Consider the following 22,951-nt stretch of genomic DNA (forward strand, 5'->3'; position numbering starts at 1 on the left):
GAGTTTCTCGGGGCTTACCTCATTTACTATCCTGTGGATACATGTTTTTATAAAGTAATTCTAATTTTTTGGAAAGCTTCCCATAAGCGGATTGCCAGGCTTTTTGAGCCGCCTCATCACCATCTACCTTGTACAATGCATGGACGTCGGCTACCTTTTTCAAATCACTTTCGGCCTGTGTAAGCTTCGAATAGTTTTTGACAATCTTTTTATCTTGAGCGCTCAAGGCATCATACTTAGTACGAATATCTTTTACTTTATCCTCTAGACCAGCTATATACTCACCATTAACAAGGAGAGAATTGATCGATTCAATTAATGTCAAAGCCTGTTCATTCGTTTGCTGTTGACCTTGTTGCTTCTCGCTAATCCATTTTTGGGTATCTGAAGGAATAAGGCTCACTTGCTTAGATGTAAGTTTTTCAAATGCCTTAATGACAGTGCTTGGGTTACTGTTAAATGATTTTTCATAGGTCTTCATAAAGGACTCTGCTTTTTTCACATCTGCGATTGCTGCTTTTAAAATATCATAATTCGTAATCAGCTTTTTATCACTTGAGCTTAGGCTACTGTATTGCTTAGACAAAGTATTAATTTTATCAATCGACACTAAATACTGATCATTTGAAACAATAGTAGCTAGTTCATCATTCAATTGCTTTATATTTGGTGCATTTTCATCAATAATTTGATTCTTTAACAGTGCTTCGTATTGCTCTTTTGCTAAATGCTGTTGATTAGCAGGTAATTTAGCATATGCTTTTTGCACAGACTCTATTTTTTTTGCTTGTTTCGCCGCATCTGTTTCTTCTTTAGCGGTTTGAATTTTTTTATAGAATGATTTGACACCTGTAATATCCTTCTGAGCAGCAGTTAGTAAATAATTATTAGTGACATACTTTCTTGCACCAGATGACAGCTTTTTATAGGATTGCGCTGCCGTATCAACTGCTTTTTCTAATTGATTGAATGTAAATTTAGTGACATCCGCAAATTTAGCAATATCTGCTTTCAAAGCCTCTGCTGCAGCCTTATCAGCCGGTACTTTTCCATCAACAGAAACTTTTGGCGTATTGAGTAAAAACTCTTGAGCATTATAGACAAGCGATTGCTGTAAAGATGTCAATTTATTATAAGCTTTTAATGTATTCGTATAGCTTGAATTCAGTTTGCTTTCAGTTACACCAGTTACGCCAGAAAGCTTTTGATAAGCATCCATATCTTTTATCACTTTTTCAGCCGTTTTTAAATCCTTTTGTAACGTAACAAGGCTGTCATACCCTTCTATTTGGGCTGCTGATGCTTTTGTTAAGCTCTTATATTCTTTTACCATGCGGGCTACATTGTTGACATGACTTTGCCAAGAACTAGCAGATGGATTGATTGGATAAATATCATCCCCAATATAGCTATCGATATCATTGTTTAATGTAGCAATTTGACTTTCTTCCGCACTTTCAGCTGCCGTTAAAAGCTGACCATACTTGTCTGGCACTAATTTTAATTGTTTATACGTTAATTTTTCATAGGTAGAACGAATAGACTTGGCAACCGTTACCTGCTTATTTGGCGTATTATTGGAAGATAATTTATCAAATGATTTAATAAATTGCTCCACTTTTTTAATATCGGCTTTAGCCTCATTGAGAATCGTTTGGTTTTGAACAGCTCCACGATAATTTTGTGATAATTTAGCAATATCTGCCTCAATCGTATTCACGACCCCCTGTAAGGAATCCTTATCAGAAGGAACATACTGTGAAATGCCATTCGAATAAGAAAGTAAATTAACGATTGCTAGATTTAGTCTTCTGACTTCTTTTATTTCCTCAAGATCATTAGGCTCATTTAAAAGGTTTTTAATGCTAGTATATAAAGCATCATTGACATCCAAGCTACGTTGTAATAAATCGAACTTATCGTAGGCCGCTTCAATTTCCTTTATATAGGCAGGCAAATCTTTGTCGCTAATTCCCCCTACCTTGTCCACTTTTTCATTTAACTTATTAATAAGGTCCACATCTGCAAGTGCTCGCTTGAGAACAGCATAATTTGATACATTCCCTTTAGCAGGCTCTGACAATGCTTGATATTTACTTTCTAATGCCTTAATTTTTTCCTCAAACGACTTTATATCAGAAACATTGTATTTGTTATCATTCACTAATAAATTTTTAATATCATTTGATAATGTATCTGTTGGTTCTTTGGATATAGAAATCACTTCAGAACGTGGAGATTCCACAAAAGAAGTGCCTACCTGAGCTTTTACCTTAACAATAATATCTTTGATTCCCTTTTCTATGGCATCTTTCGGAATAGTATAAGTGCTACCTGAAGCTCCCTCAATAATAGTGAAGGAATTTTCACCCTCACCTAGTTGATAAAACCATTGATAACTATATGTAATTTGACCGCTTGTTAATTTCGCTCCTGCCTTATCCGTTACAGTAACACCCGCTACTTTCACCGTTTCGCCAGGTGCAACAAAATCCGAAGTCGAAAAGCCCTCTAAAGTCGGCGTTGTAATCGCAAGATCCAATTGATTAATGCTTCTTGGCTCACTTTGATATTTTTTTCCATCAGTTGTAGTAGCTTCCACAAAAATAGTTTTACCCGCTGCTTCTACTGGCACCTTTAACGAAGCAGAAGTAGCACCTGCAATCGGTTTATTCGTGGACGTTTTTGAACCATCTTCACTAGCTACCTTTTCTAGATAATACCATTGGTAGGCATTGACTATGGCATTATTGGGTAATTGATGAACCGTTAATGTTTCATTTACAATATTTTGCCCCGTGACCGTCACCGTCTCCGCTGCACTTGCAACAGTTGGTACAATAAGTGCTACGGGTATTGCGGCTGCTGTTAAAAATAATTTTTTATTCAAATCAGTTGACCTCCTCAATCCTTCTATTGAATTATATCGGCCACATCTCCCTGATTTCCTTTATTCAGGGGAAAGAATTCAAAAAAGTGTATATTCTCCTGTATTCCTATCTCTACAATAATAATATTTTGATATTATTTCATGCTCAAAAAACAAAAGCCTTCTAATCTACATTCATAAAAATTATGAAGCGATTAAAAGGTGAAAATTGTAGGCATATAGCGTATTCTGCTTCATCGGGCTATCCTCGAATCATATAAGTTGGTCGGTTCAACGTGCTATACGCATAAGGATATGGATATTGAGTTTCACTTACGCGAATACGAATCATCATTCCCTCTCCTACTTTGCTATTTAATGCGAATTTCCCATTAAACGCCTGAACCCTCTCTTGCATACCTTGAATGCCCATGGATTCGGTCAGTATAATATCATCTAAATTACACCCCACACCATCATCGCTATACAAAACCTCAAAGCCTTCTTCCGTGCTTTGTAAATGGATAGTAACTGCATTGGCATAGGAATGCTTTAATGCATTGTTTAATAATTCTTGAAACAAACGATAAATCATTAAATTTAAACGTTCATCCTCTAAATAAAGACGATCAATCGTATAAAGCAATTCGAAGTTTGCCCGTTTTTGAACTTTTTGAATAAGCTTCTCAAGTGCAGCATTTAAGCCCAATGTATCTAATAAAGGAGGCTTTAAATTTTCACAGTATCCTCGTAAATCATTTAAGGAGGTAATCATATGCTCATGAAGCTTCCCAAGTTTAGTTGAAAAATTTTCTGAATCCTTCATGTGTATCAGGACATCCATTTCTCTTGCGATATGAAGCTGCTCCTGTAAAATCGTATCATGAAGCTCTTGGGCTAACTGATACTTCTCCTCCTCAAAACGAAGCCAAAGTAATTTATTAAGCCACGGCAGCTGCCGATTATCAGCCTCTTTCATATGCTTTAACTGATCTAATAGATCCTCGACCATTTTAGTATTTTCAATAAAGTTATTTAAATATAACAGTAACAGTTCCAGCCATAGCAATTCCTCATCCTTCAAATAAATAGATTTATTATGATCCACAACAAGAATTCGTTTATAACTTGTATCCTGATGAATAAAGGCTATATAGAAATGATCTGTTTTTTTAATATCCCCTAAACCTAATTGTTCAAGTAAAACCTCATCAATTTGATGTTGATTGTATTCCTTGGATTTGTTCGTTAATGTAACTTGATGTGTTTGAAAATCATATGTGAGAACATAAACACTTTCCATTTCAAGCTGGAGCACCACTTCCTGGACAAACTTTTCCAATAAATCCTCAATCTTTACAACTCTCCCTATACTATCGACGGTAGTATATAAGCGATGGATATAGTCACCTTTTGTAGAAAACAAAATCTTTCGCTTACGATAATCAACCCGCTCTTTAATGTAAAACAACGCCATTAAGGAGAGAAACGTAAAAAAGAAAAGCTCCGTCATACGTGTAATCGATAAATCCGTCAATAAGTACAAACCACCCAAAAGCCAAATAGTAAAGGCAAATGAGAAATTAAAATAATAGCGTATACGCGATATAAAGTACTCCATATCAAATATACGTTCTGTGAGTTGAGTGAATAAGAAGCTTAATGGAATGAGCATTAGAAAAAGTGAGCACACCTCTCCAGAAAGAAAATGCTTTTGAAAAAATATTTCTGGTACCGCAAACAAAAAAAGAAATGGCAAGAACGGGATAATAATGCTTAATAGAAAAATCTTAAATTGAGGGATTTTATAAGTAAAATAACCTCTTCCAAGAATATATAGAATGGCAATTAATAAAATCAAAAATAATGATAATGTAATTTTTGAAAATATAGGATTTGTAGATGGATAGACAATGCTAAGTATACTGAAAAAAACAATAATCAAAGGTATTAAATATACTATTTTTATATTTTTAATGAAACTCCATTTTAAATTCAAAAATAAAAAGTAATTTCTTAAAAAATGTATTACTATAACGAGGCAAAGTAACATACTACTTCGATTTACAATAGTACCAATAATATTTAATCTACCAGAAGCTCCAATACTAACGTAAGCTAATGAAACAGTGAGAATAAATAAAATAAGTAAATTAATTAATCTTGAGTTCATTTGTTTGTAATATAAATATATTGCGATTATTAAACTTAATAAATAAAAACAACCTGGTAACATTAACGCATAAAATATTTGTTCCGGAATATCAAAAGGGGCAATATCAATTTGATTGATGTCCCCATTCTCTTTCAATAAGGTTAATTTATTTGCTACCCTAATGACAGGATTATAAACAATATTATTCAATTCGTTAATATCTTTATCATCAATCATTAGAATAATATCGCCATTAGCAATCCTTTGCTTTTCTGCCCAGTCTTTATAGTATGGATCTATTATAATCCACTGATCATTTTTTTCTTGTATTTTAATACCAAAAAAAGGCGTGCTATAAGTAACATATAGTAGGTAAACGCCTAATGTTAAATATATACTTATAGCAAGCCATAGCCACTTATTTATTATTAGCCTAGTACCACAGACCATATTCTAAACGTACATCTTCATCAAACGAATCCAAAATTGCCTTTTGTTCAAGTTCTGTAACACCAACAAGAGAAGCTTTCTTTTCTTTTAACAATGTAACCAACGACGGATTTTGCTCTAAATATTGAACCATGTTAATCATAAAATCGCTCCATTTCATTAGTTTTGTAGTTACTATTATTATCCAATAAAACCTCTAACATAAGGAATTATTAACCATATTTGTAACTATAAATTGATTATACCACCATTCACCTATAATTCAACATAATTTTCTAAAAAATACAATAATATAATAGAATATGTAATGAAATTGCTTATTTCTCCATAGATTGACATAGAAAAAACTTGCTCCTAATGGTAGGAACAAGCTTCTACATTTTTTACTTTTTCAATCCAAAAAACCCTCTTGTAGCCACTTGTTTAAATGAGATGAGACCAATATAGCATGCTGCGGGTTCATATCGCCAACATCTACAACAAAAACCTGACAGGCTTCTTTCTCTAACGCCATTAAAAAGACCATTCCGCCTCCATCATCCCCTATGGCAACATAGCCTTTTGCATATTCCTTCACTTCCCAAGTCTCATTTCTTTCCATTATTTCCTCGGTACCATATATTAAAACACCATTCGTAAATGAAAAACCATTGGACTCTTTCAGTACGCTTTTATATTCCTCTGGAAGATGAATAGCCATTGTCTGTTCTATTAGCAAAATTTCATGCTCGTTAGCGGGAGGATTGGCAGTAAAAATATTATGTAAAGGAGACATTTTGTCACCTCCTTTTTGAAGATTTTTCATATCTTTGCAAAACAAAACTCATAAAAAGCTTCGATTAAATTATCAATCTCTTGTTTTTTTACTATTGCGTTCAACCAATCTTCTGGAATTCCGTTCATTTGATGACACATACCTGCTAAAGCTCCCGTTATTGCCGCTATTGTATCCGTATCTTCTCCCAAATTGACTGCCTTTAAAATAGCTTCTTTGAAGGTAGATGCATGACCAACACTCCATATAGCTGCCTCAAGTGAGTGGACAATATAACCGCTTGATTTAATTTCATCTTCATAGATACTTAAAAAGTTCTCATCAAAAATTCTACTGTAGGCATTTAACTCTGTATGCAATTCATGCTGTAAATTATTGTGCAGCAAGTTAAATACCTCATTTAATGCAAACTCAAGCGAATTGTTTCGGTATAAGCTTAATAATAACTCAATATAAATGATAGACCCTACTATTGAACGTGGATGTCCATGTGTGATCATGGTATATTGCTGAACCAATGCTTTTCTTTCCTTAAAATCACCTTCATTTATCAATACAAATACTAAAGGCGCAATCCTCATCAGCGTTCCGTTGCCATTATCAAACTCACCCGTTTTCCCACAATGCTCAGGTAAAACTCCCTTTTTATAGCTAGACACAGCGTCAGCAGTAGTAATACCAATATCAAACATTTCCCCAAAAGGTGTCAGATAGCCTTGCTCCATATATCGTACAAACTTATCCATTAAGCTTCGTGTATCGCCTTTTTCAATCATGTTTTCGACTAAACATAGCGTTAAAGAAGTATCATCTGACCAGGTGCCAGGTGGTTGATTGTAAGTACCATACCCTATCACATCCTCTACATGGAAAGTCCCTCGCTTCTTAAACTCGACAGGTACGCCCATCAAATCACCAATGATCCCACCATATAAAGTGGCAAACAATCGTTCTCTCAACTTTACTTCTACCATAGGATTACATGTCCCCCTTCTCTAAATCAAACATACTATAAAGTAGACTCTAACTTTTTCTGGTTTACACTATTTCACTAGCCACTCAGCCCAGCCCTTATGAATTTAGATTCAAATATTAGATTGTTTTTTACCACAATTCCATTATGAAAAAACTTGAAAGGCGGATAGCCAGTCAAAGAATATTAATAAACTACTCAAAAAAGATCTATTATGTGATATCTAATTATAATTGATCAGTTTAATATAACGCTATAACACTAATTTCCCAAACTATCTGTATACACACCTTAATTTTTGAAAATATTAAAGGATGATAGGTTTCATGCGACACAGGCTAGCTTTTCTCATGTTGGCAACGCCATTCATAGAATGACAAAACTTCATTTTTCTATTTCTGCTGGTTTTCTTAATAAGCAAAGAGTGTCCAGTGCCTCGAACATGTCATCTCCAAACTTAAATATTGAATACCCATTTTTCCCAAAGACCTTACCAGATATCGAGATAAACATTATTAAATTCCCTCGGTATGCTTCCCCAATTACTACGAGCGGCTCTTTCACTCGTACCTCAAATTCCTCAAAGTCTTCTTTTTCATAATAATCCCCAATAGCTTCTTCTGGGCTAAAATGAAAGGTTTCCAAACTTCCATCCGGATGCTTGAATTTATATTCACCCCCACCAAATTGACTTAAAGCATCAACCGCCGCATTAAACACTTGATACCCCATCGCTTCTAAAAACTTTACTGTTTCTGTTAATTCAACTTTATTATTGGGATTCCATCCTGCTTGTAGTAATATGTCTCCATGGCAACAAAAAAAGATAGAGCAGTTTGCTCTATCTCCTAAAATAAGTCTTTATCTTTTTTGCTGTCGAAAAAACTCATTATCACTTTAACTTTTCCATCGGCATACTTAGTAGTTTCTAATGTTACATAGTATATACCCTCATCCCAAGCAGAATAATACGTTAATAAACTAGAATTATTGATTGTATTTGTTAAATCCGGTACACCAAATTCCTCTATCACTTTTTCTTCATACATGTTATGAAGTTCAGGTACTGTGTTAGGTAAATTTTCCTCATTTTTCCAATCAAATTCATGCCAAAAATAATTTAATCTATTGTTATCATCAAAAAAGTAATACGTTGTTCCTGATAAATTATATCTTGCTCTATTTGTAATAATCCTAGCGTTCTCCGTAGAACTAGTAATATTATTTTTCACATACGTATATACAGAATCATACGACATTCCCCAGTTAATACCAGAATCTTCATAATCAGTATTTGATGCTTCCTTAAACACAAGTCCTTTACCTTCTAAATACGTAATAGTTCTATACATAAAAATTGCTAATTCTTCATTTGTGAGTAATCCTTTAGGTTTAAATGTTCCATCACTATAACCCGCTGCAATTCCTGCCCCAACTAGTTTTTTTATCGAATTGTATGAACTACGTGTATTCGGCACATCTTTAAATTCTAATTTTGCATTATTCGGTAAATATTTTCCGTATGCTCTATCAATAAATACAGCTAACTCCTCTCTTGTTACATATGCAGCAGGTTTAAATGTTCCATCCGTGTATCCTGTGACAATCCCTTTTTCAAATGCAGATTGTATTAAACCACTTTGATCATATTCCTTAGGAATATCAAAAAAAACAGTATCTCTCCTAGTTGCATCTAAATTTAACGATAATGCTATCATTGAAATTGTTTCAGTTCTACTCGCTGTAAATTTAGCAAAAGTATCAAATGTATCTGCAGGATAAAGTAATAAACCTTTATCTTCTAAGTAAACAATTTCTTTAAAGCTTGCACTTACTGGCTTACGTCCTTCGTATTTTGCTTTAGCTTCTACATTAAATATTAAAGAAGATAATACTATCATAAAAATTAAAGCCAAACTTAATACTAATCTTATTTTCATAAATCTCCCTCCTATTGTACTATTAAAACCTATTTTGCTTTTAATTCTTTTTTCTCATGTTACGGTATAATATTATCATATACAAGAAAAATATGCCATAAAAAGTAGAGTATTGTCTATGTTTAGAAGTAAATAAAAAGTCATAAATTATGTGGCTATTTCCGGGAATGCAGCTTTGACATTCCTATTTTCTTTGATAAAGGAGGTTCTTTGGTTTTCATTGATATTTCTACATCAAACAATCCTGATTTTTTGGTCATAATTAAATCCTGCATTCACTTGAAGATGTGGTTGACGCGATCTGAGAATTGAAAGATTTATTAGACGTATTAACGCAAGACATCCTGTTATACATATATTTTCCCTCTCTTTCATTTAGCTGCTTGTATGTTGGAAACCAGCCAATTCACGCCTATACCTTTAATACTACTTGGATGTTGAGACTTGTCCCATATCACATGAACATACAAGCCATCATTTTTAATTTCTTTTACAGTCCCCTTAATTCTAGGCAGTTTTCAGTATAATTAAAAAACCTTGAAAAGCTTATAGCCAATCAAGGTTTGCTTCGAATCAGGATTAATTACACTAGCTATAAAAATTCATTATTAGTTTCTTCTAAAGAAACTTTAGGATTCAAAACACTGATACCCCCAAATTTAATCAATGTACCCCTGAGCAATTGTATACTTTTCTTTAAATTTAAGTCTTGATATCTTTAATCTAGGGAAGATAGTAATTAAAGATCCATTTTAACCATTGTAAATTTTGTTTTTGGTATTCACACTAGTAACAGACTATTTAAATTTTTCCAAACTATAATACGGATTAGAGATATTCTCACCTACTTCATCTATTGTTTCCTGTATTTCATCTAGAATTGATTTATCTATATCCTTATAATGTTCCAATGATTCTTTTATTTTATTAAAGCAAATCTCTAAACCGAGATTTACTACAATAGAAAGAATAATATCTACTTCATCATAGGAATCTGTATTCCATAATCTAGAGAGAGTTCTATCAATATCATTTCTTATATCACTTCTTAATAACTCGTATGTCATAACTTGCCGGTCTGTTAGTTGACTGAGTATTAATAAAAAACCATCTTTTTCAATTTTATTATTTCTAAATTGATCTAATACATTTTGAAACATTGATATTAGTGTTCCAGTTGGTATTCGATCAGGTAGGTTCTTAATTTCATTTATATCCATATTTTATTTCCCTTCTATTGGAATATGAACCTCATTTAAAGATTGATTTTTTGTCCATGTTCCGTCAGATTTTAGCTGTTTATTTCCGATTTTTATCTGTGTAGTCCATCTTGAACCTGACGCTGATTCTGGATATTTGCTTGCCGCTACAGGGTCTGGAGAATGCCATCGAATAATAGCCTTTTGTCCATCGGCAAGTGTAAATTCATATTTTGCACCATCAGTAATAGTATCGGTTGGTTTAAATGTATTTGGAATATTCGAAGGAATCATCGATTCCAAATTTGACATACTAACTTCTCCATTTTTCAGTAGATTTTGAGCAGTATGTCTGGCCTGATCTCTGGTCTGATTTCCGATATTACCCGTACCCTAAGTTGTAATCTTAAACTTAAAATTAAGAAGATGGCAATCGGTTCTCCCAATTACCACCATTATATCTGCTTGCTTGACGCTCTATTAGAGTTGCCCCGATGATGTTGTACATGATGTTTACAAGCATTTCCATGACACATACTATGGCTTGCTTCTTGGGCTTGCCTTCTGCTAGCTTCTGTTTGTAGAACTCATTCATACGCTAGCTTGGTCTTTTCCCTTATCACCTTAACTAAAACGGATAGGAGCGATTCCTGCAAAACCGTATTCTCGGATTTGTTCGGCCAATGAAGAAAGTAAACATTGCTGTAACAGTGCTTATTCCGTTCATCGACTGCAACTATTGTGAAATGTTAAGTTATGTCCTGACAGTATAGTGGCCGGAATATCCTGCTTTTTAGTTGCGATTGATTTCAAAAACTGCGAGAAAACGAAGATAAAAAACAGGTCAATCATAGTTCTGACTATAATCGACCTATTTAATATAATAGAATAGCGTTATTTAGGTTATAAGATTAAAGCACTGATGTACATACAAAAGAAATAATGATATCTTTATACAAGTATTACATGGGTTATATGTGTTATTGGTTGAATGATGAATTCATACGGCACTGGATAGCCCCTACAAAATTTGATCGTAGCAACCACCTATTCAGCACTAAAATTAATCAACTTTCAATCTTAAGATGTAGTCTACTCCTGCTTTAGTAGAATCGCTTGTGTTCCTGATTTTATATTCATCTTTATTATCAATTAACTTTTTACAAATTTGAGTGTCTTGTAACAGCTTTTCGATATCATTTTTATCTATATGTTCTTCAAATTTAATGTTTTCAAGATAACTATCCAGTTTAGAATATATAAAATCAGCAATTTCTTTATATTTCAAACTCTCTATTGCAATAGAAACAAAATATAATGTTTTAGTAAACAAACTAACATTTACTCTTCTCCAATCTTCTTCTAAAATTTTCGCTGAAACCTGCGCAACATTTAATCCCTCTTCTTCAATATATTCCTCAAAGTCCAACATTATAGAATTTTTTATTCTTTCATAGCTTGTTATGCTCATATTATCAGTCCTTATCTCATATTTTCGGAATAAACATTAAGCTCAATATTGGGGAACTTACGTCTAAATTCCATAATTAAATTTGTACAACTTTGACAGGCATCCAATTCTGTATATAAATCTATTTTACCAGGAACATTAGGATCTTTTATCTGAGAAGAAATATCTTCAAGTATTTTAGCCTCAGTATCATTAAGACGAGGAAATCTATCTTCAACATAGGTTTTAAACGACTTTGTTTCTTTTGAAAAAGTAAAATCTCCTAAGTTACTACCCATGCTATCAGAGGAATGGATTTGACTATGCGCTTGAAACTCCTTTTTAACACCAGGAATGGTTACTTCTGCTACAGCAACGTTTCCATAAGTTAATTTATCTAGTTTTTTATCAAGCTTGTTTTTCTGTGTTTTTGAGAGATTTTTGTAATCATCGGAATTTCTTATTTTTTTTTCTATTTCTCTGTTAATATCGCTTCTAACATTTTGAGTTTTATCATATAAATTATCTATTGTCCGATTAGGTAAACTATTTTCAACAGTACCCTTACTACTCGAACTGCTGCTATTAGTCTTACCACTTGTTACTCCAGTAGGTTTTGTACTAGACACCCCTTTAACTCCCAACACTGACGTGGCTACGCCAAAACTATCTATCCAATGCTCTTTCGATAGTGGGTCTTTCGGGTTCACCGAACCTTTTACCATGTCCGTCAAGCCTGATGTTGCATAATTTAAAAAATCAGATGGTGAATTGAACATCTTATCTTTTCTACTTTTTGCACCTGACCAAATGCCATCTACTGCACCTAGTGTAAGATAATTTGCAAAATCAGATGGGGAGTTAAGTGCTTTATTGGCTCTTAAATCTAATCAGTTTTTGAAATCTTAACCGATTTCCTTGAAGCTATTGAATGACTTAACAACTGGATTTTTAATTTCCTTCACAGCCGTTTTCGCAAATTAGAGTGCCACTTTGACCTTCCTTGTCTCCATAATACTAATTCGTAAAAATATACAATACTATACATAAATGTAATATATAGAAATACAAAAAAGCACCTGTCGATAGACAATCAAGTGCTTCAAATTTATATATTTTCTAAGTTTTAATATTTGCAAGTTTTATAAGTTATTTTTATATCGACAGTATTGACATCATTTATACTATTTGGAAAGGGTAACGTTTAAACTCTTTAGCTTGTTTAATCTCGTGTGTTGTTAATAATTCCATCTATAAGTGGCCCTTGTAAGTAATATGTCATCTCGCCTATTCTCACTCTTATTACATTAGTATCAAAATAACATCTCTTGATGGCCTACCTTCATGAGTTTTTAATTCAAATTCAAAAATTTTTCACCTTAATCAAATTTTAATGACTCTGTCATATTATATCTGTATATATCGCAATGTACTTTTTCATTCACATTTGTATCATAGCTTCATTTAACTTAAAAACTTCATTTTGCTCTGTTCTCACGTTTCTTTTCCTATCAGATGTAAAATAAAACCCCATGATAGTACTACATGTGTAAACTCTCATAATAATAGAATTGCAGCAAGTAAAATAGTAATCTTATTATTAAGAACGGACCCCTTTTTATATTTCAACTAATGACAACACTTCAAAGCTTGCACAGAAAAACTTAATAATGTTATTCTCATAATCTTCTACTAAATATTTTTTTGGTAATTCAAAACCTTTATCTTTTAAATTATTAATTCTAAAGCCTGTTATTTGATTATAACTATTTCCAAATCCTAATAAATCTAAAGTAGTAACATCATTAAACTTCATTTTCAAAATAAACTTCCGACTATCGACTTCTAATAAAAAGCTAATTTCTAAAAATGAAACTTGATCATAATAAGAATTGTATCCAATAAAATAATGGAAATCAGTAATAAATTTAACATCAGTTGATTTGAAATTAGGAATTTTATTTTGTAACGCTGTTCCTTCATACCACTCATTTATCATTTCTCTTTCTCCTCAAAAAAATTATACTTGAATTCCTTACCCTATTGCAGTAGTTTATTTTAGTTACAAAACCTTTCAACACAGATTAAATATTAAATTTCCAACTTTTTAATGTGTACCGTACCTAATGGCATATTCATTAATTTTTGTATTTAAATCATCCCTGCATATTGAAGTACAACATGAAATCTCCCTATGTCCATCATTAAGAAAAACATACTCTAAGTAAATAAAAAAATTAAGTAAATCGATTTAAATTTCTTCGTACATCACTTGATCAGAAATTTCAATATCTAAAATTTTTTTATTACATCCATATAGTTTCCTCCTTATTTTACTGAAATAACCGGAATACAGCTACCCTAGCCATTATTATTTAACCCAAAAATAGTAGTACAAACCTATACTTGGTTTGTACTACTATTTTTTTAGTTTGATCATCTGTCAAATTAAATGCATATTTTAAGAGAATTCAATTGTGGAAACTACTCGGGACAAATATCTAAAATATCAAAAAACAAAGCATGTTCCACTGTAACTTGCGAACCAAAAAATGTAATTCCCTTACTAAACTCTAATTCACTAACTACTTCATTCATTTCCCTAAAGGATAATTGAGTAAATTCCTTTTCAATAAAATAGTTTTTGACTAATAATTCTAGCTCTGCTTGTATATAGTTATATGGTTGAGTATCAAAACCATCCAGTGTGGGGTTAATACCATTCACATCTTTATTCACAACTTCAAACTCATGGTGTATATAAAATACAGGAGCAATTTTAGAAATCATCAATCTACTATTATATATAACTTCAAATTCCCCCTTAATATACTTTTCATACTCAAAAATTATACTAGATGACGGCCATATTTCTCCATTGTTCATTTCAGTTATTGAAATATTATTATTTTCAATAAAGTCCTTTACTTCCTCAGGTAAAAAGAATACTTTTTGACATTTTGAAAGATATTCAGATAAATCTTTTTTTCTATAGTACTTATCAATAGTTTTAGTTATTACATCGTTCATTCCATTTCTCTCCTTATTTTACCTTCAAATCGTGACCACCAGATTTGTCAACTGGTTTAGTAGGATTTAAGTTAAAATCTACTTCTCCTTGATGTTTGCCCTTTTTGTTAATTACCTCAAATCTACCATGTTGTGTGTCTAAAGCATAGTAATTTCCTGTTTTATTATCGTAGTAAACAGTTCTACCACCGTTTAGTTTGGTTAATTTAGAATCTTTCTTCCACCCCCGTTGATTTGCTATATCAATCGCAGTTGTTTTTATTGTTGCTACTTTTTCATTAACATTCATATGATTAATATTTTTCTCAAAGGAAGCTACATCAAATTCACCCGTACCCTTATCAAGCTTCTTCACATACTCGCCTAGTTGATCGATTTCTTTTTGGATGGACTTTGCATCCTTTGCCTTTTTGCTATTATTGGCAAGATCGTAGGTTTCTTCTATTACCTTTTCCCAATTTCGTACGTTTTCTAATACTTCTTCGCCCTTTTTCACTTTCCTAACAGGGTTAATTAATGAGACTGATGCTTCAAAATTTTCTTTAATTGGCGCATTTGCATCAGACACTTTGAGATAATCCTCAATAAAGGGCATATGACATTTTGGAGCCTAGCATCACATAAGGATATAGGCCATCTGGAGTGACAGTTGATTCTGCACTTAAGACCTTGCGTTTATCTGCAAGTGTTGTGATTGGTTCACCATCACTGCCGATAACTCTCGTTTTTCTGTGCTCATCTAATAGGGCTTTTAGTTCGGCTTCACTTGTTATCCTGTTTTTATCCCCTGACGGAGTTTTTACCTTTGTACTTGAACTATTCGTTGGTTTCTTGGTTGCTTGTGCAGCTTTTTTCACAACCTTTTTCGTGGTCAGGACCGCTTTTTTAATGGCCTTCTTCGCCCGTTTCACCAATTTACTCTTGGATAAACTATTTTTTAGCTTCCGGGCTTTCGAAAAGTTTAAACTGTTATTTTTCCTAATTTCAATTAATAAAAGCCCTAAACCGTACGGTTTAAGGGCTAGAGTTTACCAATAATAACAATTTTATGAGTTTAACCTAGTTAAAATGAGATTTATTCGTTCAGATAACTCGTCTTGTTTTCTTCTATAAGTTGTTCATAAGGAATATCTAAAATACCTAATTTTCATGTTTTATCTCATTAATATCAAGTTAATAAAATCTCTATGAATATTCATATGTTCATAGATTGCTTTTTCTCTTGTTCTTTTAACTTCTTCTTTCTCTGCCTTTAGAATCAAGTCTAATACACTTGTATATAAACTTTGAATTATTTAAACTGGTTAATTTTTATATATTATAGTTAAAGCATATATCCATAAAAATATTTTTGTCCTTTTTCCCAGTTTCCACTTGAAAGTCTATCAATATAGCCAATAAAATCTTTATAATTACTCGCATTTATGACAGTATTGTAGTCCCCAGGTACTTTTTCACCGGACCAAATTGATAATAAAGAGGGTATTAATTCCATTTTTAATGGCTCCTCATTATTCGCAGCAATCAAAACACGATGTATCAACTTTTTAGCTAAGTCGCCAGGAAAGACTAAATTTTGTTGGAAATAATAACTCTCTGTATCCATTTCCTCAGAATAATTAAAATAGAAATTCCCAATTTCATCTATAGTTGCATCTTCACCAATTTGTTCCTCAAAGTTAATAAAAGAATCAATAGAATCCCTTATAATAATAGCTGTATCACTGATTTCATCCCATTCTTCAAGTAAAGCCAATAAATATGGAATTATATCGATAGAAAGTGATGTTACGGCTGCTGATGCAAAAGTGTTTACTGTTTCTTCGTTTATCTCACTAAGAAAACGTAGATTATTCGAATCCCTTAAATCATCATGTGTTGCAACAGCTAAGGACATTCTAATACATAAATTCAAAACCGATTCATTTCTAGTTTGATTCATTAATTGGAACAATAATGGTTTTTGAGTAAAATCACCTATTTTAAATAATTCAATTAAATTAAATATAACTTCCTTTTCCGTTACTGAATTCAAAATTTTTGCTTTAATTTCTGATTTGTCTAAAGTTGTTTTTTCTCCAAACCATATACTATTCATAAGATTTCCCGTTTCTCCCATAGATGCACCTACTTTCAATGAATTATCTTTTGCCATTTCAAAAAAACAGTAACTTCCGTATGTTGAGGATTATTACCAAATACAATTATCCACTTCTAATACTCATGTATTTTTAGTATATTAGCATTTTCTTTACCATTACCCAATTCATGATAATAATCCAAATTCTAATTCATCAATTTCTTTGAAGAATAGTCGTTTCTACTGTCTTTTTAATATTTGAACTTACATTCTCTCCATTAAAAGATAAATCTTGCTTATGATGACCTTTTTCAAGTTCCCCTCTTCTAACCAACGTTTGATAATCTACTCTTGCTTCTTTTAGTTCTTTTCCCTTTACTATTTTAGATTCATCAGGGTTAGGATACCAATCAGGCTTAGTTTCGTGTAAATTTTTCGCCTCACCATAATAAGGTCCATAAACATCCTTACCTGAAGAATTATAACCCGTACCCTCAGCAGGCTTTATATTCGAGCCATTTTCGTGGTTGGGAATTAGATGGCTTCGGACTTGAAGTTGTTATCTTTCTTCCTACTGTTCCAGTATCCTTTATTCTTCCAATGTTCACACCAGCTAACTCCAGCTGTGGTGATCCCAGCTGACGCAGTTGCTGTTTGACTTCATCTACTTTGGATGGGATCTGCGTTTTCACGTTTGAGACTTGCTTGTTGACTTTTTCTTTTACATTGCATAAGAGAACTTTATTCGCTTTTTGAGCACTTTTACTGATGCCCTTACATCGTAATCTTTTCAATTTACGTATTTAAACATGCAAAAAAGCACTTGTCGCCTGTTATAAACGATAAAGTGCTTTAAGTTTATAAATTTTATAAGTTTATTAATATTTGCAAGTTTTATAAGTTATTTTAGTATTGACAGTATGATATCTTTTTACTAATGACAAGTGTAACGTTTAAACCCCGTTTGCTTGTTTAATCTCGATTGTTAGGTGCTTATGACATCCATAAGTGGTCCTTGTAAGTAAAATGTCATCTCGCCTATTCTCGCTCTTATTGCTTTATTGTTAAAATAGCACTCTTTGATGGCCTAATCTTCATGAGTTATTAATTCACCTATCCCATCCAATATCATAGAATATATTGACTTTTCCAATATTACAAATAGTCAACTACATTTACTATAGTATCTTTTAATGCAACATAACTTAGTTCATTATAGGGCAATACTTCTTCGTAAATTTCTAAAAATGCTTTTTTTAATTCTAATTCTTCATGGTGAGTTAAATCATCGTTATCGATTTTTTCAATTAATTCAAAAAATCTACCTAGCTTTATACATAAGTTCGAATCAATATTTTCATTTGCATCAACTTGGTAAACTACATCTGGTATTAAATGATTACTAGCATTATAAATCAAAATTCCCACCATCTCATTATTCTGTAAAAGAACAGAAAAGTCTGAGGTTATCTTTACTTCAATGGAAAGGTTTGCTCTGTCCCATTTTTCAGAATAGGATAGTAAATTATCCTCTTCAATATAGTACTCGGTAAAATCCGATAAATTACATTCGAAATTCCTTTCTTCACTTATTTTGATGTTCCCCTCTCTCTCTTCTAATAAGACTTTATCCATTTTCCCACTTTTTACTATTATTGGTTCGTTTAACTTTATTACTGCTCCTATAAAATTCAAATCTTCCTTATTAAATAATATAGTATCTGAATCAGACCAGAGCCATTCAAAACTTCCATAACTTTTATTTATTAATTCTTCAATTTCGTCGTAATTTTTCTCTTTACCAATCCATATAATTTGACTCGATAAGTACCATCTTACATCAGTATTACTTATAATTTGTATATTATTAATATTTATTTTCATATTTTACGGTAATATTTGCGTAGCAGGTGGCATGGTCCCCCCACTTGGAGTTGGAATAGTTCCATTTACAATTGCGTCATGTGTGACGGGCTTTCCAGGGTCTGTGGGCTTACCACCAAAGATTGCAGCACCACTTTCTCCTCTTGCTCCATCAGATCCATAACTTGTAATTGTATTTCCTTTATGACTGCCTTTACATTCAACTATTACTACATTTCCTCCCTTCATATAAATTAGATTCTGTGAATTATTACCTGCAACATAAACCGAATCAGGATTCGATAATATTTCCAATTCTTTTTCTTTTCCAAGTCTAACATGATAGTTACTTGCATATTTAATTTTTCCTTCATTGGCTTTTTTACTAATATCATTTGCTGATTTAGCTTGCTTTTCAAAACCTTTTGGTGTACCACCTTTACCCGTACCCTTATCCTCGGTAGGCTTTTTATTCGAGCCATTTTGTGATGGTTGGGTATTAGATGGTTTCGGACTTGGAGTTGTTGTGTTTCTTCCAACTGTTCCTGTATCATTTATTCGTCCAACGTTCACACCAGCTAACTCCAGCTGTGGTGATCCCAGCTGACGCAGTTGCTGCTTGATTTCGGCTGCTTTGGATTGTATCTGGGTTTTCACGTTCGAGATTTGCTTGTTGACTTTTTCTTTTACACTGCCTAAGAGACCTTTATTCGCTTTTTGAGCACCTTCACAGATACCCTTTTCCTGCCATTCATGCCATAGGTTACTTCGTCTTAAACCAATTCTCCCACTTGTAAAAATGAAGAATGTCTTACATAGTATTAGATAAAAATATGAAAAAGCACTTGTCGCCTGTTCAAGACCATCAAGTGCTATATATTTATAAAATTTCTAAGTTATAATATTTGCAAGTTTTATAAGTTATTTTCATACTGACAGTTTGACATCTTTTATATCAGTTTCAAAGTTTAAACCCTTTAGCGTGTTTAATCTCGTGCGTTTCGTCCCTGACATTATAGTGGTCCTTGTAAATAAATTGTCATCGCGCCTATTCTCGCTCTTATTGCTTAATTATTAAAATAGCACTCCTTGATGGTCTAGCCTTCATGAGTTATTAATTCAAATTCTTAAAAGTTTAATTGTCTCCAGTCGGTCTCACATTTTTTTCGTAAGTTATAAAACCTTCAGTCGAAAATCTGTTTTCAAGTATCCTACTAGCCTCGTATTTACTACAATCCTTTTCCATATAAATTTCATCTTGTAAAAATAATATAAATATAGAACTCGATGCATCGTTATTCTCCAAATAGAAACCCAATAGTTCGTTGTATTGAGTGCTAAAAAACAAATCTATATACTCTATTTTGAGTTTTATATTTTCCTTGCATTCAATTAATCCTTCATAACTAGAAAATAAATTAAAGTCATCTAAATCGTAGACTCTATTCACTGAGATTAACGGATTCATACCTCTTATATACAAGCCTATAACATTACCATTATCTTTCTCGAAGAAAAGGACATGGTCTAATCTCTCATTATCATCCTCATCATGTAAATAAATAATATTTGAGATTTCTTTTTTATCGAAAAAATAACCAAACTTTTTGGTAAAAGATATTATATAGTTATTCATAGTCATCCTCACTCTCTAATCAAATCTAAATCGGATTTCAACTTACTTGATAAGCGATCTCCTTTTTTATTTAAAAAAGTCAATATTTCGTTTGTATTTCTATTAACTAAAACAACTGCATCACCCTTAACAAAAGCGTCTACAGAGTCGACCGTATTCCACTGAAAAGGCTTCGAATTAGCGAGATTTTTTGAGTCATTTACGATTGATGAAACGAACTCTTTCATCCCTTCTTTATCCCCTTTTTTAACTGGAACGCCTAAATCCCTTAAGGTTTAATTTCCTCTCCTTTCAACGTAGACAATTAACGCTTCCTTCAATTTTCCTATCTGATTTTATTGCTTTGTTGCAATTGCTCTTATAATGTTTACCTCCCGACTTCGTGAACTTTCGTCCGTTTTTCCGCGAAAAAATATTTATGCGTGCCAAAATGCCAAGCAGATAATCGTTAAGTCCATATACAGTGATTCGTTATTACGCCTTAGCTTCACAGTTAAACATCAATATTTAACCTCCCTCCGTCGCAAGAAGCGTAGGTACGTTTATTTGCGGTGTCATCAGATACCACGTAAACACTACTAAATGGTCCAACGTTTTGAACATATTCGAGTGTTACCTCGTTGGAGATGCTACTTCGACCGAATTTGACGTTAAATCTCTGTACTTCGGTACACACCATGAAATATTCGACCACTACAATCCAGTACCAACGCAAACCTTGACTTTTTTGAAAGTGGTAATGTCACCACCCATGACCCCATCTTCCATAGTTTTTAATTTCGTCCGTTTTTCCGTGAAAATATATTTGCCCCCCCTTTTATTGCGTATTAAAACGTCTTATTTACGAGAAATGGAAAATAGTTTAATCTATATACAATAACACTTTATTTCACTAAAGCGATGAGTATTCGTACATCAGCGCGTATGCCACTCCCTCGCAAGAAACTCCCCAACGCTTACTAGCAATGGCCGTTTGATTTCGTTTGAGCGTTCCTGCGAAATTTCAATAGTTATTAGTGCGTCTAGATAATACCTCGCTAAATTTCGCATATCGTCTGCGTAAAAAGAAAAAAGACCACGCAACAATTACGTGATCCTACCAACGATTTAACATATTATGAATGATTCGCTCGTCTTTAAGTGTGTTTTTTAGGAGACGCTACTAAACGCTTGATTACGTTTTAGCGTTAAGACGGAAATAAAAAGAAACCACAACACGGCAGTTAGCTTGTATTGTGGCGTATTCATCATTAAAAAATATCACCTAACTATATTTCAATATGCTGTAATAATCTATTGTTCGTGTATCAATTTGAATTTTTTACATTCACATAGATTATTAATTGCTTCATAGATATCGCTTCCAAATTCCCAAATATAGTAATCATCATGTGCTCCATAAACTTTTCCCGATTCCGACATAAACAGTATTGCATTATTTCTAAATACGGAACCAATCACTATCAAATACTCTCCAATTAAGGTATCATACCTTTTGAAATGTATTTTCTGAACACCATCTCCTATTTGCTCTTCTGGAATAATAATGAAATTTTCAAAATCATTCCCATCAGAAAACTTATATTCCAATCCACCGAATTGCTCTAATGCCTCTTTTACAACAGAACCCACTCGAAAGCCCTTACTCTCTAAAAATAAGACTGTCGAACTTATATCTATTTTTCTATTTTGGTACCATCCTGCCTCATTCAAAATTTTATAAGTTTTTTCCGAAAAGTTATCCATATTTTCCTCGCTCTACTTTCATTTAAAATTATCAATAAAAAAGTTTTCAAAAGTTTCCTTACAATTTTTACATACTTTTTTATATTTATTTGGCAAAACTTCAATGGTACTTAGCAAGATATCTTCTACTTTAGCACCATCTTTCACTGCTTGATTTACTGCCTGAACTTCAGCACAATTATCTACAGTCCATTTTTCAAAGCTATCCTTGACTTCCCCACCTGCTTGCTTACTGGCCTCTAATGCCCTGTTTTTAGTTTTTTCAACCAACATTACTACCTCGTCATCCAATTCAGAAACAGTCGGATTAAACCTTTCATTACCCGTTCTAAAGTCAACACCTTTGCCATTATACCCAATATATGCCCTGCCTGTTTTAAGATTAACTGCTGCAGTCATAACATGTGGAATATAAATATCTCCAGTATTTGGATCAATATATTTTCCTTCTAATAATTCATTCCTCTCTTGAGCAATCTTGGTTCTAGCAATGCCCTTAGCTTCATCTATGCTAACCGGTTTAGGTACACCTTTACCCGTACCCTTATCCTCAGTAGGCTTTTTATTCGAGCTATTTTGTGATGGTTGGGTATTAGACGGTTTCGGACTTGGAGTTGTTGTGTTTCTTCCAACTGTTCCTGTATCCTCTATGTATCTAACGCCTACATCTGCTCCTGCTAACTCCCGCTGCTGTGGTGGTCGCAGGATCTGACGCAGTTGCTGTTTGACTTCGGCTACTTTGGATTGTATCTGGGTTTTCACGTTCACTACTTGCTTTTTGACTT

At 32.9% G+C, this 22,951-nt stretch carries 22 protein-coding genes and 1 pseudogene; all 23 read right to left on the reverse strand.

Annotated elements, in window-relative coordinates; genetic code table 11:
- Nucleotides 1-19: 19 nt before the first annotated feature.
- A complete protein-coding gene (locus PI85_RS09365) occupies nt 20-2,890 on the reverse strand; it encodes a hypothetical protein (RefSeq protein WP_036126976.1) in 2,871 nt (956 codons plus the stop codon).
- A 241-nt stretch (nt 2,891-3,131) separates the two neighbouring features.
- Complete coding sequence (locus PI85_RS25220; protein WP_369794249.1) at nt 3,132-4,406, reverse strand: sensor histidine kinase; 1,275 nt, start codon at nt 4,404-4,406, stop codon at nt 3,132-3,134.
- A gap of 1,051 nt (nt 4,407-5,457) precedes the next feature.
- Nucleotides 5,458-5,616 carry a competence pheromone ComX gene (comX, locus tag PI85_RS09375; RefSeq protein WP_036126978.1) on the reverse strand — a complete coding sequence of 53 codons (159 nt, stop codon included), beginning with the start codon at nt 5,614-5,616 and terminating at the stop codon, nt 5,458-5,460.
- 249 nt (nt 5,617-5,865) lie between these two features.
- Complete coding sequence (locus PI85_RS09380; RefSeq protein ID WP_036126980.1) at nt 5,866-6,249, reverse strand: SMI1/KNR4 family protein; 384 nt, start codon at nt 6,247-6,249, stop codon at nt 5,866-5,868.
- A gap of 26 nt (nt 6,250-6,275) precedes the next feature.
- Nucleotides 6,276-7,223: an ADP-ribosylglycohydrolase family protein gene (locus PI85_RS09385; protein WP_036126982.1), complete on the reverse strand. Its 948-nt coding sequence runs from the start codon at nt 7,221-7,223 to the stop codon at nt 6,276-6,278.
- Nucleotides 7,224-7,606: 383 nt separating this feature from the next.
- Nucleotides 7,607-8,077 (reverse strand): SUKH-3 domain-containing protein, encoded by a 471-nt coding sequence (locus tag PI85_RS09390; protein WP_082011558.1) that lies wholly within the window; start codon nt 8,075-8,077, stop codon nt 7,607-7,609.
- Complete coding sequence (locus tag PI85_RS23565) at nt 8,071-9,162, reverse strand: S-layer homology domain-containing protein (protein ID WP_052059875.1); 1,092 nt, start codon at nt 9,160-9,162, stop codon at nt 8,071-8,073. The genes PI85_RS09390 and PI85_RS23565 overlap by 7 nt, the downstream gene beginning before the upstream one ends.
- Nucleotides 9,163-9,959: 797 nt before the next feature.
- Nucleotides 9,960-10,382, reverse strand: coding sequence for a hypothetical protein (locus PI85_RS09400; protein ID WP_036126986.1), 423 nt, complete (start codon nt 10,380-10,382; stop codon nt 9,960-9,962).
- A gap of 3 nt (nt 10,383-10,385) precedes the next feature.
- Nucleotides 10,386-10,673 (reverse strand): hypothetical protein, encoded by a 288-nt coding sequence (locus PI85_RS09405; RefSeq protein WP_036126987.1) that lies wholly within the window; start codon nt 10,671-10,673, stop codon nt 10,386-10,388.
- A gap of 751 nt (nt 10,674-11,424) precedes the next feature.
- On the reverse strand, nt 11,425-11,832 hold the full coding sequence (locus PI85_RS09410) for a hypothetical protein (RefSeq protein ID WP_036126988.1): 408 nt from the start codon (nt 11,830-11,832) through the stop codon (nt 11,425-11,427).
- 11 nt (nt 11,833-11,843) lie between these two features.
- On the reverse strand, nt 11,844-12,590 hold the full coding sequence (locus PI85_RS24235; RefSeq protein ID WP_200886562.1) for a deaminase domain-containing protein: 747 nt from the start codon (nt 12,588-12,590) through the stop codon (nt 11,844-11,846).
- 839 nt (nt 12,591-13,429) lie between these two features.
- Nucleotides 13,430-13,810 (reverse strand): hypothetical protein, encoded by a 381-nt coding sequence (locus PI85_RS09420; RefSeq protein WP_036126989.1) that lies wholly within the window; start codon nt 13,808-13,810, stop codon nt 13,430-13,432.
- A 485-nt stretch (nt 13,811-14,295) separates the two neighbouring features.
- On the reverse strand, nt 14,296-14,841 hold the full coding sequence (locus PI85_RS24525) for a hypothetical protein (RefSeq protein WP_036126992.1): 546 nt from the start codon (nt 14,839-14,841) through the stop codon (nt 14,296-14,298).
- Between the two features lie 13 nt (nt 14,842-14,854).
- Nucleotides 14,855-15,409, reverse strand: a complete 555-nt coding sequence (locus PI85_RS09430) for a colicin E3/pyocin S6 family cytotoxin (RefSeq protein WP_036126994.1) — start codon at nt 15,407-15,409, stop codon at nt 14,855-14,857.
- A 13-nt stretch (nt 15,410-15,422) separates the two neighbouring features.
- Nucleotides 15,423-15,752 (reverse strand): hypothetical protein, encoded by a 330-nt coding sequence (locus PI85_RS09435; protein WP_036126995.1) that lies wholly within the window; start codon nt 15,750-15,752, stop codon nt 15,423-15,425.
- A gap of 413 nt (nt 15,753-16,165) precedes the next feature.
- Nucleotides 16,166-16,960, reverse strand: coding sequence for an Imm47 family immunity protein (gene imm47 / locus PI85_RS09440; RefSeq protein WP_036126997.1), 795 nt, complete (start codon nt 16,958-16,960; stop codon nt 16,166-16,168).
- A 455-nt stretch (nt 16,961-17,415) separates the two neighbouring features.
- Nucleotides 17,416-17,613: a hypothetical protein gene (locus tag PI85_RS09445; RefSeq protein WP_144422573.1), complete on the reverse strand. Its 198-nt coding sequence runs from the start codon at nt 17,611-17,613 to the stop codon at nt 17,416-17,418.
- A 463-nt stretch (nt 17,614-18,076) separates the two neighbouring features.
- On the reverse strand, nt 18,077-18,805 hold the full coding sequence (locus PI85_RS09450; RefSeq protein ID WP_036127000.1) for a hypothetical protein: 729 nt from the start codon (nt 18,803-18,805) through the stop codon (nt 18,077-18,079).
- Between the two features lie 3 nt (nt 18,806-18,808).
- Nucleotides 18,809-19,441 carry a hypothetical protein gene (locus PI85_RS09455; RefSeq protein WP_042737445.1) on the reverse strand — a complete coding sequence of 211 codons (633 nt, stop codon included), beginning with the start codon at nt 19,439-19,441 and terminating at the stop codon, nt 18,809-18,811.
- A 478-nt stretch (nt 19,442-19,919) separates the two neighbouring features.
- A complete protein-coding gene (locus tag PI85_RS09460) occupies nt 19,920-20,420 on the reverse strand; it encodes a hypothetical protein (RefSeq protein ID WP_144422572.1) in 501 nt (166 codons plus the stop codon).
- A gap of 8 nt (nt 20,421-20,428) precedes the next feature.
- Complete coding sequence (locus tag PI85_RS09465; RefSeq protein WP_036127004.1) at nt 20,429-20,647, reverse strand: hypothetical protein; 219 nt, start codon at nt 20,645-20,647, stop codon at nt 20,429-20,431.
- 1,066 nt (nt 20,648-21,713) lie between these two features.
- Nucleotides 21,714-22,166, reverse strand: a complete 453-nt coding sequence (locus PI85_RS09470) for an SUKH-3 domain-containing protein (RefSeq protein ID WP_025219951.1) — start codon at nt 22,164-22,166, stop codon at nt 21,714-21,716.
- 18 nt (nt 22,167-22,184) lie between these two features.
- Nucleotides 22,185-22,951: pseudogene (locus PI85_RS24420) on the reverse strand (hypothetical protein); the annotation flags it as partial.

The sequence above is a fragment of the Lysinibacillus sp. A1 genome, from assembly GCF_000801965.1.
Lineage (GTDB): Bacteria > Bacillota > Bacilli > Bacillales_A > Planococcaceae > Lysinibacillus > Lysinibacillus fusiformis.